This is a genomic window from Streptomyces sp. APSN-46.1 (assembly GCF_022815725.1).
In the GTDB taxonomy this organism is placed as follows: domain Bacteria; phylum Actinomycetota; class Actinomycetes; order Streptomycetales; family Streptomycetaceae; genus Streptomyces.
In genome coordinates this window covers 13,236-30,270 of the sequence record NZ_JALGRF010000009.1, presented here as the reverse complement: position 1 = coordinate 30,270, position 17,035 = coordinate 13,236, and the positions used below count along the sequence as shown (strand labels likewise).

General features: G+C 68.4%; 14 protein-coding genes and 1 pseudogene. 8 read left to right on the top strand and 7 right to left on the bottom strand.

Features of this window, described 5'->3' with window-relative positions; translation table 11 throughout:
* Positions 1–26: 26 nt before the first annotated feature.
* Both MTF65_RS22245 and MTF65_RS22240 read right to left on the bottom strand, forming a co-directional pair.
* Entirely contained in the window at positions 27–1,223 is a 1,197-nt protein-coding gene (locus MTF65_RS22245) for a tyrosine/phenylalanine carboxypeptidase domain-containing protein (protein WP_243630667.1), read from the bottom strand.
* Positions 1,223–2,119: a hypothetical protein gene (locus MTF65_RS22240; protein ID WP_243630666.1), complete on the bottom strand. Its 897-nt coding sequence runs from the start codon at positions 2,117–2,119 to the stop codon at positions 1,223–1,225. The genes MTF65_RS22245 and MTF65_RS22240 overlap by 1 nt, the downstream gene beginning before the upstream one ends.
* Before the next feature lie 258 nt (positions 2,120–2,377).
* Between MTF65_RS22240 and gcl the strand changes: the two genes are divergently transcribed.
* Positions 2,378–4,165 (top strand): glyoxylate carboligase, encoded by a 1,788-nt coding sequence (gene gcl, locus MTF65_RS22235; RefSeq protein WP_243630665.1) that lies wholly within the window; start codon positions 2,378–2,380, stop codon positions 4,163–4,165.
* A 96-nt stretch (positions 4,166–4,261) separates the two neighbouring features.
* Here gcl and MTF65_RS22230 read toward each other — a convergent pair.
* From MTF65_RS22230 to MTF65_RS22210, 5 genes and pseudogenes are all read right to left on the bottom strand, one after another.
* A pseudogene (locus MTF65_RS22230) lies at positions 4,262–5,929 on the bottom strand (IS1182 family transposase).
* 140 nt (positions 5,930–6,069) lie between these two features.
* A complete protein-coding gene (locus MTF65_RS22225; RefSeq protein WP_374207281.1) occupies positions 6,070–6,651 on the bottom strand; it encodes a TetR/AcrR family transcriptional regulator in 582 nt (193 codons plus the stop codon).
* A gap of 615 nt (positions 6,652–7,266) precedes the next feature.
* The gene (locus tag MTF65_RS22220) at positions 7,267–8,724 is read right to left on the bottom strand and encodes a catalase (RefSeq protein ID WP_243630809.1); all 1,458 of its coding nucleotides are present in this window, start codon (positions 8,722–8,724) and stop codon (positions 7,267–7,269) included.
* Positions 8,725–8,938: 214 nt separating this feature from the next.
* Positions 8,939–9,829 (bottom strand): 2-hydroxy-3-oxopropionate reductase, encoded by an 891-nt coding sequence (locus MTF65_RS22215; RefSeq protein ID WP_243630663.1) that lies wholly within the window; start codon positions 9,827–9,829, stop codon positions 8,939–8,941.
* A gap of 75 nt (positions 9,830–9,904) precedes the next feature.
* On the bottom strand, positions 9,905–10,756 hold the full coding sequence (locus MTF65_RS22210) for a TIM barrel protein (RefSeq protein WP_243630662.1): 852 nt from the start codon (positions 10,754–10,756) through the stop codon (positions 9,905–9,907).
* A 124-nt stretch (positions 10,757–10,880) separates the two neighbouring features.
* Here MTF65_RS22210 and MTF65_RS22205 point away from each other — a divergent pair, with 124 nt between their 5' ends.
* The 7 genes from MTF65_RS22205 to MTF65_RS22175 all read left to right on the top strand — a co-directional run bounded on the left by MTF65_RS22205 (position 10,881) and on the right by MTF65_RS22175 (position 16,937).
* On the top strand, positions 10,881–11,132 hold the full coding sequence (locus MTF65_RS22205; RefSeq protein WP_243630661.1) for a hypothetical protein: 252 nt from the start codon (positions 10,881–10,883) through the stop codon (positions 11,130–11,132).
* Positions 11,129–11,527, top strand: coding sequence for a helix-turn-helix domain-containing protein (locus MTF65_RS22200; protein WP_243630660.1), 399 nt, complete (start codon positions 11,129–11,131; stop codon positions 11,525–11,527). The genes MTF65_RS22205 and MTF65_RS22200 overlap by 4 nt, the downstream gene beginning before the upstream one ends.
* A 155-nt stretch (positions 11,528–11,682) precedes the next feature.
* Complete coding sequence (gene uraD, locus MTF65_RS22195) at positions 11,683–12,189, top strand: 2-oxo-4-hydroxy-4-carboxy-5-ureidoimidazoline decarboxylase (RefSeq protein ID WP_243630659.1); 507 nt, start codon at positions 11,683–11,685, stop codon at positions 12,187–12,189.
* Between the two features lie 9 nt (positions 12,190–12,198).
* Entirely contained in the window at positions 12,199–12,603 is a 405-nt protein-coding gene (uraH, locus tag MTF65_RS22190) for a hydroxyisourate hydrolase (protein WP_243630658.1), read from the top strand.
* Position 12,604: 1 nt separating this feature from the next.
* Positions 12,605–13,528 carry a factor-independent urate hydroxylase gene (gene pucL, locus MTF65_RS22185; protein WP_243630657.1) on the top strand — a complete coding sequence of 308 codons (924 nt, stop codon included), beginning with the start codon at positions 12,605–12,607 and terminating at the stop codon, positions 13,526–13,528.
* 214 nt (positions 13,529–13,742) lie between these two features.
* A complete protein-coding gene (locus MTF65_RS22180; protein ID WP_243630656.1) occupies positions 13,743–15,146 on the top strand; it encodes an 8-oxoguanine deaminase in 1,404 nt (467 codons plus the stop codon).
* A gap of 384 nt (positions 15,147–15,530) precedes the next feature.
* Complete coding sequence (locus tag MTF65_RS22175; protein WP_374207285.1) at positions 15,531–16,937, top strand: nucleobase:cation symporter-2 family protein; 1,407 nt, start codon at positions 15,531–15,533, stop codon at positions 16,935–16,937.
* Positions 16,938–17,035: the final 98 nt, after the last annotated feature.

Sequence of the window (17,035 nt, the reverse complement as noted above, 5' to 3'; positions counted from 1 at the left end):
ATGAACGAAGGCACGCGCGCCCGCGCTCAGCCCCGTCTGGTCGGACCCCTCCGCCGTTTCCGTACGAGCACCCGCGCGCGTTCCACGAACGCCTCGTCGGGCCGCCTGAGATCCTCGCCGAGCTGGGCGGGGATCTCGGCGTCCCGGAGGAGATCCAGGCGGTGGAGCGGCCATTTCGAACTCATCAGGAGGTCGTGGTCGCCCGGGCGGAGGTTCAAGTGTTTCTCGAGCATGCGGAAGCCCGCCAGATATACGTGGTCCTTGACGAACCCTCCCGGCACCGACGTGTCGACAAGGCCTCGTTTCACCCGTACCGCCACATCGAATGCCGTGCCGACCGAGGTGTACGGCGTGAGTGCCCGAACCACGTCGGTGAAACTCCCCTGCAGAGCCGCGTCCACGGCGACCACGCGCAGGGCGAACCTCCGGTCGAGGCCGTTGCCGTCGGCCGCCCGCTGTTCGTTCCAGACGGCGAACCCCTCTTCGGTGGCCGTGTGCCCGGAAAGCTGCAGGCCCAGTATCTGAGCTCCTCGCAAGGCGTTCACCCACCGGAAGACGTGCGTGCCTATCTCGTGGACGATCAGCCGCACGAGTTCATCCTCCGACAGCTGTATGCCCGCCCGGATCCGCACCGATCGATCAGCCGTGGACACACTCATCCGGGCAGCCGCACCCAGCCTGATCCGTACGGTCCAATCCGCCAGCCGCTCCTGGGCGAGTACGTCCGCGATCGCGGCGGCGGCGTCATCGGCGCTCAGCTCCGGCGCCTGTCCCTGTTCCGCCGCCTGCCCCTGCCCCTGCCCCTCCTCCGCAGGGCCTTTCCGCAGGAGTCCGAGCGCGTCGGCGAGGAGGCCCTCATCCGGCGTCCCGTTCTCCCGCGACGTGGCTTCCGTGATCCTCGCGGCATCGTGGCTCGCGCAAGCGCGGTACCTGTCCAGGTACCGCGCGGCCTCGTCCGCGATCAACCGGTGCCAGGGGTCATCGTGGGACGCGGTCTCCTCGCAGATCCGGCGCAAGGGCTGGGACGTACCGTCATCGATCTCGCGGTACGTGAACCGGGGGTTGTCCCACCTCCCCCGCTCCGCGGCGCGCAGAAACCGCTCGCGGTGACCTTCGAGGTCGTCGGGGAGCACCAGTCCCAGCAGCGACAAGCCTGCCGTGGCGGCCTTGTACCGGGCGACCGCTGAGTCGGCGCGCCGCATGCGGTCGATCTCAGGGTTCACTAGGCCCCCGTCCCGATCAGTTCGTCCGCCGGATTGTTGACCGGCTGCGGCATGCCGGTGAGGTCCATGACGAACAGTGGTATCCCCAGGTCGTCCGCGCGGGTCCGGGCGTCCTCGGTGTATCCGGCGAGCGCGAAGTAGACGCTGGTCGCGGAGGCCGTCAATCCGTTCAGCCATACGCACTCCACCGCGCGCACCCCGGCCGGCGCGGTGGTCGGGTCCACCTGGGCGACCAGCCCGGGTGCGCGCAGGTCCACCGCCGCCGAGGGGATCGGCCTCCCGTCGGGCTGCCGTACGTCCCGGAAGCCGAGCCAGCGCAGGTACAGCGCGGCCGTGGCCACCGCGTCGCGGGCCGTACGGATGGTCACCGGCCGGAACGCGGGGCGCGGCACCGGCGCGGTCGGCGGCAGGGGTGAGCCGGCCGGGTTTACGGCGGACGGCTTCGGCCGCCGCTGGGACTTGTCCGAATCTGGCGCACGCCCGCGTTCCGCCGCCGCTCCCGTTCCCGCTCCCGTGCCCGGCGCAGCGCCCGCCCCCGGCGTCTCACGCGGCTTCGTCGGCCCGGCCGCATCGGGCCGGGGACCGCCTGCGCCCGCGTCGGCTCGCGCGCCCGGTGCGGGCTCGGCCCCCTCCACCGGGTGCACCGGAATCCGCACCACCGTTCCGCACGAGCCGCACCCCACCTCCGGGTGCGGCCACTCGCTCTCCCGCCCGCAGGCCGTGCACCGCACCGCCACCCAGGTTTCCGACCAGTTCCGATGGGTCAGCGGAAGGGGCGGCGCCGTCAGGTCCAGCGGCGGCGTGACCGGGCTCCCGCAGGCGCACGGGAAGACCGGGGCGGTGTAGTCGTTCTCGCGCAGGCACGCCGGGCAGCGCACCGGTACCGCTTCCGCCATGAGACCTGGACCCCCTCCGTCGCTGTGCGTACGTACATGCTCCACCACCGGCGACCGCCGAGGCGAGGACGACCTCGATTTTTCCCCCGAGGCCTGGTCCTTCGTACAAGTCACCGAGCGAGACGCGGCTTTTGGTGGGTTCCGCGCTGCCGAAGCGCCTTGACGCACTGCGGAGTCGCCGCTTAGCTTGTTCCGTATAGCAGAACAAAAATTCCGTATGACGGAAAAGCCTGACCGCCACACCCGCAGGAGAACTCGATGCCTCGTATGACAGCCGCCGCCGCAGCAGTGGAGATCCTCAAGCGCGAGGGTGTCGATCAAGCGTTCGGCGTGCCCGGCGCTGCGATCAACCCGTTCTACCGCGAGCTCAAGAACGTGGGAGGCATCAAGCACACGCTCGCCCGTCACGTCGAGGGCGCCTCGCACATGGCCGAGGGCTACACCCGCGCCAAGGCGGGCAACATCGGCGTCTGCATCGGTACCTCCGGCCCCGCCGGCACCGACATGATCACCGGCCTGTACTCGGCGATCGCGGACTCCATCCCGATCCTCTGCATCACCGGTCAGGCTCCGGTCTCGAAGCTCCACAAGGAGGACTTCCAGGCCGTCGACATCGCCTCGATCGCCAAGCCGGTCACCAAGGCCGCGACGACCGTCCTGGAGGCCGCGCAGGTCCCGGGCGTCTTCCAGCAGGCCTTCCACCTGATGCGCTCCGGCCGCCCCGGCCCGGTCCTCATCGACCTGCCGATCGACGTCCAGCTGACCGAGATCGAGTTCGACCCGGAGACCTACGAGCCGCTGCCGGTCTACAAGCCGCGCGCCACCCGTGCCCAGGCCGCCAAGGCCGTCCAGTTCCTGCTGGAGTCCGAGCGCCCGCTGATCGTCGCCGGTGGCGGCATCATCAACGCCGACGCCACCGACCTGCTGGTCGAGTTCGCCGAGCTGACCGGCGTCCCGGTCATCTCCACCCTGATGGGCTGGGGCACCATCCCGGACGACCACGAGCTGAGCGCCGGCATGGTCGGTGTCCAGACCTCGCACCGCTACGGCAACGCGACCTTCCTGGAGTCGGACTTCGTCTTCGGCATCGGCAACCGCTGGGCCAACCGTCACACCGGCTACAACCTGGACGCCTACACCAAGGGCCGCAAGTTCGTCCACGTCGACATCGAGCCCACCCAGATCGGCAGGATCTTCGCCCCGGACTTCGGCATCGCCTCCGACGCCAAGGCCGCGCTGGAGCTCTTCATCGAGATCGCCAAGGAGCTCAAGGCCGAGGGCAAGCTGCCGGACTTCTCCGCCTGGGCCGCCTCCGCCCAGGAGCGCAAGGCCACCCTGCAGCGCCGCACGCACTTCGACAACATCCCGATGAAGCCGCAGCGCGTGTACGAGGAGATGAACAAGGCCTTCGGCCCGGAGACGCGCTACGTCACCACCATCGGCCTCTCCCAGATCGCCGGCGCGCAGATGCTGCACGTCTACAAGCCGCGCAACTGGATCAACTGCGGTCAGGCCGGCCCGCTCGGCTGGACCATCCCGGCCGCGATCGGCGCCGCCACCGCCGACCCGGAGACCCCGATCGTCGCGCTCTCGGGCGACTACGACTTCCAGTTCATGATCGAGGAGCTGGCGGTCGCCGCCCAGCACAAGGTCCCCTACGTCCACGTCCTGGTGAACAACGCCTACCTGGGTCTGATCCGTCAGGCGCAGGGCAATCTCGGCATCAACTTCGAGGTCAACCTCGAGTTCGAGAACATCAACACCCCCGAGCTGGGTGTCTACGGCGTCGACCACGTCAAGGTCGCCGAGGGCCTGGGCGTCAAGGCCATCCGCGTCACCGACCCGAACGAGCTGGGCGCCGCCTTCGAGCAGGCCAAGAAGCTCGCCCAGGAGTTCCGGGTCCCGGTCGTCGTCGAGGCCATCCTGGAGCGCGTCACCAACATCTCGATGAGCAAGACGGTGGACATGAGCGACGTCACCGAGTTCGAGGAGCTGGCGACCGAGCCGGGTCACGCCCCGACCGCCATCCGCCCGCTGTCCGTCTGATCAGCCGGACGCACCTGGGTCTGGCAGTCAACGAAGCGGCTACGAAGCGGCCCCCGTTCCCTCCGTCAGGAGGATGCCGTTGGTTAATTCGGGGGTCTACTTCGCCCCGTCGAGCTTCGGCTCGGCGGGGCGAAGTGCTGCGAAGTGGCTGGTGCGGGTTCGGGCCCTGCGTGTGTCGGTGAGGTGGGCGTCGAGGCGGGCGAGATTGATCGCGGCGCCGGTCAGCTGGTGCTGGAGGCTCGTCTTCGCGAGACCGCGGTAGCGGGATCTGCGCAGGCCGCAGCGCTGGGCGGCCTGGGAGATGGTGCCCTCGACTCCGGCGCGGGTCTTGTATCGCTCCTTCCAGGTGTCGGTGTCCTAGTCGGCGCGGGCCTGGCGGAGGGCTTCGTGTTCCTCGCGGGGCCGCAGGGTCAGGCGCCGGCCGACGCTGGAGGTGGTGCACTGCTCGCGGACCGGGCAGGGCCGGCAGTCCCCGCTGTTGAACCGGACCCGGATGACCGGGGTGCCGGCCTGGGAGCGGTCGGGGTTCCAGCGGGTGGTGGCCTTGCCGCCGGGGCAGGTGACCCGTTCGCCCGCCCAGTCGATGGTGAAGTCGTCGCCGGTGAAAGCGCCACCCGAGGCTGCCTGGTGGCTGATGACGGCGGCGGCCGGGCCAGTGAGCGTGATGCCGTACTGGCGGCGGGTACTGACCAGCAGATGCGCGTCGACATATCCGGCGTCGACCAGATGCTCACCGGGCAGACGGCCCGCTTCGGCGAGCTGGGCGTGCACCGTCTCGGTCATCGACATGTCGGAAACCGTCGCCACGGTGGTGGCCACGTTCGTGATCAGGTTCGGGGTGTCCGGCTCACACGTTTCGGTGAGGTGGACCTTGTATCCGTCCCACATGGTGTCCCGTTTGACGCCGACGCGCGCTTCCGTGTCATAGGGCGTGACCAGGCGCAATGCGCCTGGCGGGCGGTCTTTTGGGTCCCGGCGCCTCACCTCGCCCTCCACCAGGTGGAAGTGCTGAACCCACACCTGGCGCAGGATTTCCACCTGCTCAAGCGTCCACAGCCCTTCTGGTGCCGCAGGTGACCGGACGGCCTCAAGTAGCCGCATCCCGTCAGCCCCGATCCGCAGACCGACCTCGTCCCGCTTGGTGCGGGACTTGGGAAACCGGGAGTCCTCGGCCCTGGTCGCGTAGTGCTTGAACCAGTCCGGCTCCGCAGCCTCGCCCAGCCAGTCGGGAGCCGCCTGCGCGAGCGCGTTCAACGCTGAGCGCAGGGTCTCCGCGACCAGCTCCAGCCAGCCCAGCTCACGTGCCGCGGACTGCACGTGCGTGGAGTCGGTCCTTGCCCTGCCCGCCGTCTTGAGCAGCCCGTTCTCCTGGGCCCTGGCCAGGATGCCGTCCATCACCCGCCGCCCGGCATCCGCCTCAACCAGACGGTCCCGGAACTCCGAGAGCACCGAGAAGTCGAACCCCGGATCGCCCAGCTCCAGCGCGAGCGCGTACTTGAAGTCGATCCTGGCCCGGACCGCCTCGGCGGCCTGCCGGTCGGTGAGTCCCTCCACGAACTGCAACACCAGCACGAGCGCCAACCGGCCCGGCGACCAGGCGGGCTTCCCCCGCGCTGGGAACAGATCCGCGAACTGACCGTCACTGAACAGGCCCCCCAGCTCGTCCCGGATCCGGATCGCCAGACTGCCCTTCGGAAAGGCTGCCCGCGCCACCCGCACTGTCTCTACCGGAACCTCACCAGGATCCTTCGGACGCATCGACATCGACACCCTCCCCATACGACAACGTCGGCTCCCAAGACCACAACCAGGTCTTGGGAACCGACGTCACGCCAGGCCCCGAATTAACCAACGGCATCCCTCCGTCAGGAGGGGCGGGGGCCGCTTCGCGTGTGCGCGGCACGCTACTCGTCGTCCGGCCCGAGCTCGGCCTCGACCGCGCCGGCCAGCAGCTCGCGGGCCCGCTCCAGCGTCAGCGAACCGCTCAGCCAGCGCTCGCTGAGGCCCTCCACCAGGGCGGTGAGCCGCTCCGCGGCGTCCAGGGTTGATACGGACAGGTCGGCCCGGCCGGCCGCTTTGGCATCCGCGATGGCATCGGCGGTGTCCTGGGTCCAGCTGCGGGTGGACTCCGCCAGGGGCTCCCGCAGATCGGTGTCGAAGATGGCGCTGGCCCGCAGCTCACCCCAGGCGATGCTGTTCTCGCGGACCCGGTCGGTGTCCTGGAGCTCGCTCAGCAGCAGCTGGAGCAGGGTGGCGCGGGCGTTCTCCGCACCTGACACCGCCTCGTCGGTGTAGCCGGTGGCGCGGTCGCTGATGAAGGCCAGGGTGCGTTGGATCAGGCCCGCACGGTCCTTGAAGTGGTAGTAGATCAGCGCGGTGGAGACCCCTGCCTCGGCCGCCAGCTCCTCGACGCGCAGGCCTCTGACGCCGGTGCGCGCGATGACGCGTACGGCGGCTTCCAGGATCAACGCTTGGCGATCGGCCACTCTTGCCACACCTTTCGGGACGGACATGTCTTGACTGAGCTTTCAGTCAGGCCCCAGGTTAGCCCTCACCCACGAGCTCTCCGGCCGGGCATGACAAAGCGCCGAGTCACGGGACCGTCCGTGACTCGGCGCTTTGAGTGTGACCGCCCGACGGTGCGAGGCTGGCGCGACAGGACGTTCGCACCACCGGGCGGAGATTTGGGGCTGCTGCGACTCCGACGGACGGAGTCCGGCGCAGCCGGACCGATGCCCGCGAAGCGGTGCGAGGACGGCGTCCAGAAGAGGTCGTTCGCACAACCGGGCGGAGATTTGGGTTGCTGCGACTCCGACGGGCGGAGTTGGTGGGGAGGTAGCTCCCTCCATACAGGGGACTCTGTGCGTGGCCCCTGTATATAAGGAGTGGCTGGGACCGTGGCGGGCGGCGACGAGAACTTCGGCGTCGTCTCCCTCAGGTCAAGAGACGGGCCTCGGAACCCATTACCACCGCACTGGCTCGCACGCCCGCCACGGCCCTCGTCCCGCCCTCACCGCGTACCACCCCTCATCCGGGTCCGCGGCTCGGGCTCAGCACCCGGGGCCTGACCTCCCGTCAGGCCCCCGGTACAGCTGTGTGGCTCAGGCGTCGCGCAGGGCGCGAACGGCCTCCTCGACGCGCTTGCCGTAGTCGGCGTCGGCGGCGTGGAAGTGAGCCAGGTTCTTCTCGATGACGTCTTCCAGGGTGACCTGAGACAGACCGCCGGCGATGTTCGCCACCAGACGCTGCTTCTCGGCCTCCGACATCAGGCGGTAGAGCTCACCGGCCTGGAAGAAGTCGTCGTCCTTGGTGTGGGCCGGGGCCTCGTGGGTGCCCGTGTAGCCGGAGACGGCCTTCGGGGCGCCCAGCGCCAGGCCGGTCTCGGCCGGACCCTGGTACGAGTTGGGCTCGTAGTTCTTGTCGTGGCGCGAGCCGTTGCGCAGCGCCATGACACCGTCGCGGCCGTAGTTGTCGGCCTTCGTCGCCTTCGGGGCGTTGACCGGCAGCAGGGTGTGGTTCACACCGAGGCGGTAGCGCTGGGCGTCGGCGTACGCGAAGAGACGGCCCTGGAGCATCTTGTCCGGCGAGGCGGTGATGCCCGGGACGAAGTTGTTCGGGGAGAAGGCGGCCTGCTCGACCTCGGCGAAGACGTTGTCCGGGTTGCGGTCGAGGACCAGGCGGCCCACGCGCTGCAGCGGGTAGTCGCTGTGCGGCCACACCTTGGTGAGGTCGAACGGGTTGAAGCGGTAGTCCGCGGCCTCGGCGGCCGGCATGATCTGGACGTAGAGGGTCCAGCTCGGGTTCACACCGCGCTCGATCGCCTGGAGCAGGTCGGTCTGGTGCGAGTTCGCGTCCTTGCCGACGAGCTCGGCGGCCTGCTCGCCCGACAGGCAGCGGACGCCCTGGTTCGTCTTGAAGTGGTACTTGACGAAGAAGGCCTCGCCCTGCTCGTTCGTCCACTGGTACGTGTGGGAGCCGTAGCCGTTCATGTGACGGTACGACGCCGGGATACCGCGGTCACCCATCAGCCAGGTGATCTGGTGCGTCGCCTCGGGGGCGTGCGCCCAGAAGTCCCAGACGTTGTCCGGCTCCTGCTTGCCCGTGAAGGGGTCACGCTTCTGGGAGTGGATGAAGTCGGGGAACTTGATCGGGTCCTTGATGAAGAACACCGGGGTGTTGTTGCCGACGAGGTCGTAGTTGCCCTCTTCGGTGTAGAACTTCAGCGCGAAGCCGCGCGGGTCGCGGACCGCGTCCGCGCCGCCGAGCGAGTCGGCGACGGTGGAGAACCGCAGGAAGGTCTCGGTCTTCTTGCCGACCGTGTTCAGGAACGCGGCGCTGGTGTACGCGGTGACGTCGTCGGTCACCTCGAAGTAGCCGTACGCGGCCGAGCCGCGGGCGTGCACCACACGCTCCGGGATGCGCTCACGGTTGAAGCGGGCGAGCTTCTCAAGGAGCTGCTGGTCCTGGACCAGGAGCGGGCCACCGACGCCGGCGGTGGCGGAGTTCTGGTTGTCGGCGACCGGGGCGCCGGACTCGGTCGTCAGCGTGCGCTTCGACATGGTGACCTTCCGTACGGGAACCTGCTGACGAAAAGCGTCTTCCGTCATGCGGAACAGCCTAATTTCAGGCCGAACTCAGCGTCAACAGTTTGTTGAACAAAGATGGAGAGAGGTGATCCGGACGGTGCCGGCGCTTGGGCGCGACAGGACAGGTGTCAGCACCGGCACCATCCGGAAACTCAGAGCCCCTTGCGGGGGAAGGCGCTCGGCCCGGTCAGATCTGGGCGCCGGAGAGGCGCTCGACCGCGCGGAGCAGGGCGGAGTGGTCCAGGCCGCCGTCACCCTGGGCGCGCAGCGAGGCGACCAGCTGGGCCACGACCGCGCCGACCGGGAGGGCGGCGCCGACGTTGCGGGCGGCGTCGGTGACGATGCCCATGTCCTTGTGGTGCAGGTCGATCCGGAAACCGGGCTTGAAGTCGCGGTTCAGGAAGTTGTCCTTCTTGCGGGTCAGGACCGTGGAGCCGGCCAGACCGCCGTTGAGGACGTCCAGGGCGGCCTGGAGGTTCACGCCCGACTTCTCCAGGAAGACGACGGCCTCGGCGCACGCCTGGATGTTCACCGCCACGATGAGCTGGTTGGCGGCCTTCACCGTCTGGCCGGAGCCGTGCGGGCCGCACAGGACGATGGTCTTGCCGAGGGTCTCCAGGACCGGCAGGGCCTCGTCGAAGTCGGCCTGCTCGCCACCCACCATGATCGACAGGACGGCCTCGATGGCGCCGGCCTCGCCGCCGGACACCGGGGCGTCGATGACGCGGATGCCCTTCTCGGAGGCGTTCTTCGCCAGGTCGATGGAGGTCTGCGGGGTGATCGACGACATGTCGATGACCAGCGCGCCGGACTTGGCGTTCTCCAGGATGCCCTCGGGGCCGTAGGAGATGGCCTCGACCTGCGGGGAGGCGGGCACCATCGTGATGATGACGTCGGCGTCCTTGACGGCCTCGGCGATCGAGCCGGCCGCGGTGCCGCCGGCGGCGGCCAGGCGGTCCAGCTTGTCCTGCTCCAGGGTGAAGCCGGTGACCGAGTAGCCGGCCTTCAGGAGGTTCTCGGCCATGGGGGAGCCCATGATTCCGAGACCGATCCAGGCAATCTTGGGGAGGGTGCTCATGAGGGAGGTCCTTCTCTTAAAGCTTCGTACGAAAAGTGCGTGGGGTGCCCGGCTGATCGCCTGGACTTTGCCCGCCTACTTGGCGGCGCGGGCCTCGGCCGGCAGCCACTCGAAGGAGGCGGCAGCGTCGGCGGCCTTGTACTCCAGGCCTACGTAGCCCTCGTATCCGGCCTTCTTCAGCTGGCCGAGCAGCTCCTCCAGGGGCAGCTCGCCGGTGCCGGGGGCACCGCGTCCCGGCTTGTCCGCGATCTGGACGTGTCCGGTCTTGGCGGCGTACTTTTCGATGACCTCGGAGAGGTCCTCGTCGTTCATCGCCAGGTGGTACAGGTCGAGCAGGAACTTGGCGTTGCCGAGGCCGGTGGCCGCGTTCACCTTGTCCACGACCTCGATGCCGGCCGGGGCGCTCACCAGCGGGTAGAGCGGCGACTCGGGCTTGTTGAGGGTCTCGATCAGGAGGATCGCACCGACGCGGTCCGCGGCCTGAGCCGCCACGACCAGGTTCTTCAGGGCGAGCTCGTCCTGAACGGCCGGGTCCACACCCTCGACGCGGTTGCCGTAGAGGGCGTTCAGCGCCTTGCAGCCGACCGAGGCGGCGAAGTCCGCGGCCACGTTGATGTTGGCGTTGAAGCGGTCCGACTCCTCACCGGGAACCGATACCGCGCCGCGGTCCGGGCCCGGCAGCCGGCCGGCGTAGAAGTTCAGGCCCACCAGCTGAGTGCCGGCGTCCTCAAGAGCCTTCTTGAGGGCGTCGAGCTCCTCCTGTGCGGGGGTGGGGGTCTCGATCCAGGGCCACCACAGCTCGACCGCCGTGAAGCCGGCCGCGGCGGCAGCCGCGGGACGCTCCAGGAGCGGGAGTTCCGTGAAGAGGATCGAAAGGTTTACATCGAAGCGCTGGTCCGTGACTGCGCCGTCTGAGAAGCGGGCCATGAGGGCGGGCGCTCCTTCCGTATTGCGGAAGTTAGTTTCTGCTTGATGGAAGACTGCATCGGGCTTGTCGCAGATGTCAAGTACGGACTGCCGAAAAATCGTGACCGCGGGGTAGCTTGACGGCGTGCGATTGAGAGTGGAGTTCACGACCGAGCCCTTCGACCTCGAAGAGGCCCCTGCCCATGCCGTCGCCGCTCGCGAGGTCATCCAGAAGGCCCAGCTGGACGCGGTGGACGTCGGCCCGTTCGGCAACACGGCGGAAGGCGAGGCCGACGCGGTGCTCGTCGCGGTGGCCGCGCTGCTGCGCGACTCGCTGGAAGCCGGAGCCACCCGCGTGTCGCTCCAGGTCAACGTGATCGGGGAGGAGAGGCCGTGACCGAGCCCCGTGACCACCCGTTCGTCGCCGCGGTCAAACCGCTGGTGGACGCCATGGGCGGCGAGCTGATGGATCCGGCCCTCGCCACGCCCGACGACGTCGTGCTCACGTGGGAGGGCCAGGACCTGCTGGCCGTACGCCTGCCGCAGCTCTCGGACTCGCTGGACCGCATCCTGGCGGCGCTGGAGCGCCGGCACGGCGTACCGTTGTCCCAGCTCGACCGGAAGACCAAGCAGGACGTCGTACGGATACTGGAGGCGCGAGGCGCCTTCTCCGTACGGCACGGCGTCGAGACGGTGGCGGGCGCCCTGGGCGTAAGCCGCTTCACCGTTTACAACTACCTGAACAGGGACTCGAACACTCCCAAAGGGCCCAGCAAGGCCGCCGGCGAGTGAACGCCCTCTGACTCACGGTGACGAGCCGCCGCCCCGATTCATCCGGGCGGCGGCTTTTGTGTACGGGAAGTTTCAACAAAGTGTTGACGCCGTGTTGTCCAGGGCGTTAGCTATGCGCAGCCCGTCAAAGCAACAACAGGCCACGGAGGCCTACCGTGACTTCGAGTCCGACCCCGGGTCTCACCCGGTTCAACGCCTTGGACGACAGCGCGGCCACGGCCGAGCTCCACGAGGTGTGCGCCAGCTCGGCATGGGGGAGCAAGCTGCTCGCCCAGCGCCCCTTCGCCGACGCGGACGCCCTGTTCGCCGCGAACGAGTCCGCCATGGCGGAGCTCACCGCGGAGGACCTGGCCGAAGCGATGGGAGGCCACGCGCCGATCGGCCGGCCGAAGCCGGGAGACCCGACCTCCGCCCGCGAGCAGCGCGGCATGGCCGGTGCCTCGGAGGAGCTCAAGAACGAACTCCTCGAACTGAACCTGGCGTACCAGGAGAAGTTCGGCCACGTCTTCCTCATCTGCGCCACCGGTGCGACCGGTGAGTTCATGCGGGACGCGGTCAAGGTCCGGATCGAGAATTCGCCGGAGCAGGAGCGGGAAATCGCCCGCGGCGAGCTCGTCAAGATCAACCGGATCCGCCTGACCCGTCTCGTAGAAGGAGAGTGAGACCGAAGTATGAGCACTGAGACCACCGCGTCGGTGTCCACGCACATCCTGGACACCAGCATCGGCAAGCCCGCCGAGGGCGTCGCCATCTCCCTGTCGGCCCGCGCCGGCCTCGACGGTGAATGGGCGGCCCTGGGCGGCTCCGCCACCGATGCGGACGGGCGCTGCAAGGACCTGCCGGCGCTGCCGGAGGGCACCACCCACGTGCGTCTCGACTTCGAGACCGAGACGTACTTTTTGAATAAGCACAGTTCTATGAAGCAAGCCGAGGCGCAGCAGGACGCCCCCCGCGTAAGGGACAGCGGTGCGTTCTTCCCCGAGGTCACCATCACCTTCGCGGTGAACCCGGGCGAGCATTACCACGTACCGCTGCTGCTCAACCCGTTCGGCTACTCCGTTTACCGAGGGAGCTAGCATGGCCACGATTCTGGGCCAGAACCAGTACGGCAAAGCAGAGAACCGCGTCGTCAAGATCACGCGGGACGGCGACACGCACCACATCAAGGACCTGAACGTCTCGGTCGCCCTTTCGGGTGACATGGACGACGTCCACTACTCCGGCTCGAACGCCAACGTCCTGCCGACGGACACCACCAAGAACACGGTGTACGCGTTCGCCAAGGAGCACGGCATCGAGTCCGCCGAGCAGTTCGGCATCCACCTGGCGCGCTGGTTCGTCAACAGCCAGGAGCCGATCCAGAAGGCGCGCATCCGGATCGAGGAGTACGCCTGGGACCGGATCGCCACCTCGGACGCAAACTCCAAGTTCATCGGCTCCGACGAGGTGAACCACTCCTTCGTCCGCCAGGGCATGGAGACCCGCGTCACCCAGATCACGTACGACGGTACGAACTGGGAGGTCATCTCCGGCCTCAAGGACCTGGTCGTCATGAACTCCACGAACTCCGAGTTCTGGGGTTATGTGAAGGACAAGTACACGACCCTGAAGGAGGCCTACGACCGCATCCTGGCCACCCAGGTGTCGGCCCGCTGGCGCTTCAACTGGTCGGACGACGAGCAGCGGATGCCCAACTGGGAGAAGTCGTACGCCGAGACCAGGAAGCACATGCTTCAGGCCTTCGCGGAGACCTACTCCCTGTCGCTGCAGCAGACCCTGTACCAGATGGGTTCGCGCATCATCAACCACCGTTCGGAGATCGACGAGGTCCGCTTCTCGCTCCCGAACAAGCACCACTTCCTCGTCGACCTGGAGCCCTTCGGCCTCAAGAACGACAACGAGGTCTACTTCGCCGCGGACCGCCCGTACGGTCTGATCGAGGCGACGGTCCTCCGCGACGGCGTAGACGCCCGTATCCCCGTGGACATGACCAACCTTTGATGCGACACGCGCGTCCCGGGGCACCGCAGTGGCCCCGGGACCGCGGCAGCACCCCCCCGCGACACCCCGCGACACCCTTCAACTTCCTGAATCGGCACCCGGACGCACCACACGGGGCGGCAGTACTGTCAGCTGTCAAGGCCCCCGGCTCCGGCACTCAAATCCCCTGGGTTTTGCCGTGCCCTCACCGCCACTGAAAGCACGAGGAAGTCCCATGGCAGCATCGGCAGCCCATGACAGCGCCGTAGAGCGCATCGTCATCGAGAACTGTGCGATTGCAACCGTCGACGCGAACGACACCGAGTACGCCTCGGGCTACATCGTCGTCGCCGGCAACAAGATCGAGTCGATCGGTGCGGGCAAGGCCCCCGAGAACCTCGACAATGTGGTCCGCCGCATCGACGGCACGGGTCACCTCGTCACCCCGGGTCTGGTCAACACCCACCACCACTTCTACCAGTGGATCACCCGTGGTCTGGCCACCGACCACAACCTGTTCAACTGGCTCGTCGCGCTGTACCCGACGTGGGCGCGCATCGACGAGCAGATGACGTACACGGCCGCGCAGGGCTCCCTCGCCGCGATGGCCAAGGGCGGCGTCACCACCGCCATGGACCACCACTACGTGTTCCCCAAGGGCTCCGGCGACCTGTCCGGCTCGATCATCCGCGCCGCCTCCGAGATGGGCGTACGCTTCACCCTCGCCCGCGGTTCCATGGACCGCAGCGAGAAGGACGGCGGCCTGCCGCCGGACCACGCGGTCGAGACCCTCGAAGGCGCGCTCGCCGACACCGAGGCGACCGTCAAGAAGCACCACGACGCCTCCTTCGACGCGATGACCCAGGTCGCCGTCGCCCCCTGCTCCCCCTTCTCGGTCTCCACCGAGCTGCTGAAGCAGGGTGCCGAGATGGCCCGCCGGCTGGGTGTGCGCATGCACACGCACGGCTCGGAGACCGTCGAGGAAGAGCAGTTCTGCAAGGAACTGTTCGGCATGGGCCCGACCGACTACTTCGAGTCGACCGGCTGGCTCGGCGAGGACGTGTGGATGGCGCACAGCGTCCACATGAACGACTCCGACATCGCCGCGTTCGCCCGTACCAAGACCGGTGTCGCGCACTGCCCGTCCTCCAACGCCCGTCTGGCCGCCGGCATCGCCCGCGTCCCGGACATGCTCGCCGCCGGTGTCCCGGTCGGCCTCGGCGTGGACGGCACCGCCTCGAACGAGTCCGGCGAGCTGCACACCGAGCTGCGCAACGCGCTGCTCATCAACCGCCTGAACCCGGTCCACCGCGAGCGCGCCCTCAACGCGCGCCAGGCCCTGCGCCTCGGTACGTACGGTGGCGCCCAGGTCCTCGGCCGCGCCGACAACATCGGCTCGCTGGAGGTCGGCAAGTGCGCCGACCTGGTGATGTGGAACCTGAGCACGCTCCTGCACTCCTCCATCGCCGACCCGGTCACCGCCCTGGTCTTCGGTGCGGCGGCTCCCGTGACCCTCTCGCTGGTCAACGGCAAGCAGATCGTCGAGAACAACCGTCTTCTCTTCGCCGACGAGGACGCGATCGCCGTGTCCACCCGGGAAGAGGCCCAGCGCCTCGCGCGGATCTCCGCGCAGGCCTGATCCCACGGAGTCCGGCCGGGGGGGACGGCCCCCGGCCGGCGGCCGCGGACCCGAGCGGGGTCCGCGGCAGCCGTTCCCGGGAGCGCCCTAGGATTTTTCCGAGGGCGTCCCCGGGGGCGGTGACTCTTGCCACGGGTTCCATCCGTGGCTCACATCCATGGCCCCGCCACTCTCTTCACCACGCTGCGTCACCGGCGGCTTCGCCATGCGCGAAATCAGCTGCGGGACGGTTTGGGCGAATCGTTTCCGTGGACGTTTCCGCATCCCTTGGGACAGGCATTCGCACCACCCACAACTCCATACAGGCTCGACTCGCACAGCTTTCGCATCACCTCCCAGACACATCACGTCCCTGCCGACGTGTTAAACAGTTCGGAGGAAGCCGTGGCCCAGGTGCCCAGGTTTCGCAAAGACGCAGTCGCAGTACCGCAGGTCTCAGGCGACTCAGGGGAGAAGCACCCGGTCGACGAGACCTTGCCTCCGCTGAAAATGTTCACGAGCGGTCTGCAGCACGTGGCCGCCATGTACGCGGGTGTAGTCGCCCCGCCCATGATCGTCGGCCCCGCCGTCGGCCTGTCCGCCACCGAGACCGCCTTCCTGATGGGCGCCTCGCTCTTCACCGCGGGAATCGCCACCCTCCTCCAGACCCTCGGCTTCTGGAAGATCGGCGCCAAACTGCCCTTCGTCAACGGCGTTTCGTTCGCCGGCGTCACCCCGATGATCGCCATCGGCAAGGGGGAGGGCGACAACGCCCTTCCGATCATCTTCGGCGCGATCATCGTCGCCGGAGTCCTCGGCTTCTTCGCCGCCCCCTACTTCGGCAAACTCGTCCGGTTCTTCCCACCGGTCGTCACCGGTACGGTCATCACCCTGATCGGCGTCTCGCTGCTCCCGGTGGCCTTCAACTGGTCGCAGGGCGGGAACAGCACCGCCACCGACTACGGCTCGATGAAGAACATCGCCATGGCCGCCGTCACCCTCGCGATCGTCCTGCTGATGCGCAAGTTCCTGCGCGGCTTCCTCCAGCAGATCTCCATCCTCCTCGGCCTGGTCGCGGGCACGCTCATCGCGCTGCCGCTGGGCATGACGAGCTTCGCCGCCGTGCAGAACGCCGACTTGGTCGGCTTCCCGACGCCGTTCCACTTCGGGGCCCCGCAGTTCCAGGTCGCCGCGATCATCTCCATGTGCATCGTGATGCTGGTGTGCATGACCGAGTCCACCGCCGACATCCTGGCGCTGGGCAAGATCGTCGGCCGCCCGGCGGACGCGAAGACCATTGAGGGCGGCCTGCGCGCCGACGCCCTCGGCAGCGCGGTCAGCCCGCTGTTCAACGGGTTCATGTGTAGCGCCTTCGCGCAGAACATCGGCCTGGTCGCCATGACCAAGGTGCGCAGCCGGTTCGTCGTCGCGGCCGGCGGCGGCATCCTGATCCTGCTGGGCCTGTGTCCGATCGCCGCCTCCGTCATCGGAGTCGTACCGCTGCCGGTCCTCGGCGGCGCGGGGGTCGTCCTCTTCGGCTCGGTGGCCGCCAGCGGCATCCAGACCCTGGCCGGCGCGGCGATGGAGAAGGGCGAGAACGCCCTGATCGTCGCCGCCGCGCTCGGCATCGGCCTGATCCCGATCGCGGCCCCGGGCTTCTACCACGCCTTCCCGAAGGACCTGCTGGTCGTCCTCGACTCCGGCATCAGCACCGGCTGCGTCGTGGCCATCGCGCTGAACCTGGCCTTCAACCACCTCGGCGCCAGGAAGGGCGCGGCCTCACCGGCTGCCGAACCCGTACCGGCGCACTGAGCCCCGCTCCACCGAGGCCGGTGCGTCGCCGACCAGCGTGCGGCGGTGCGTACGTCACCCACTGCGGGTGTGACGTACGCACCGCCGCCGGCCGCGTT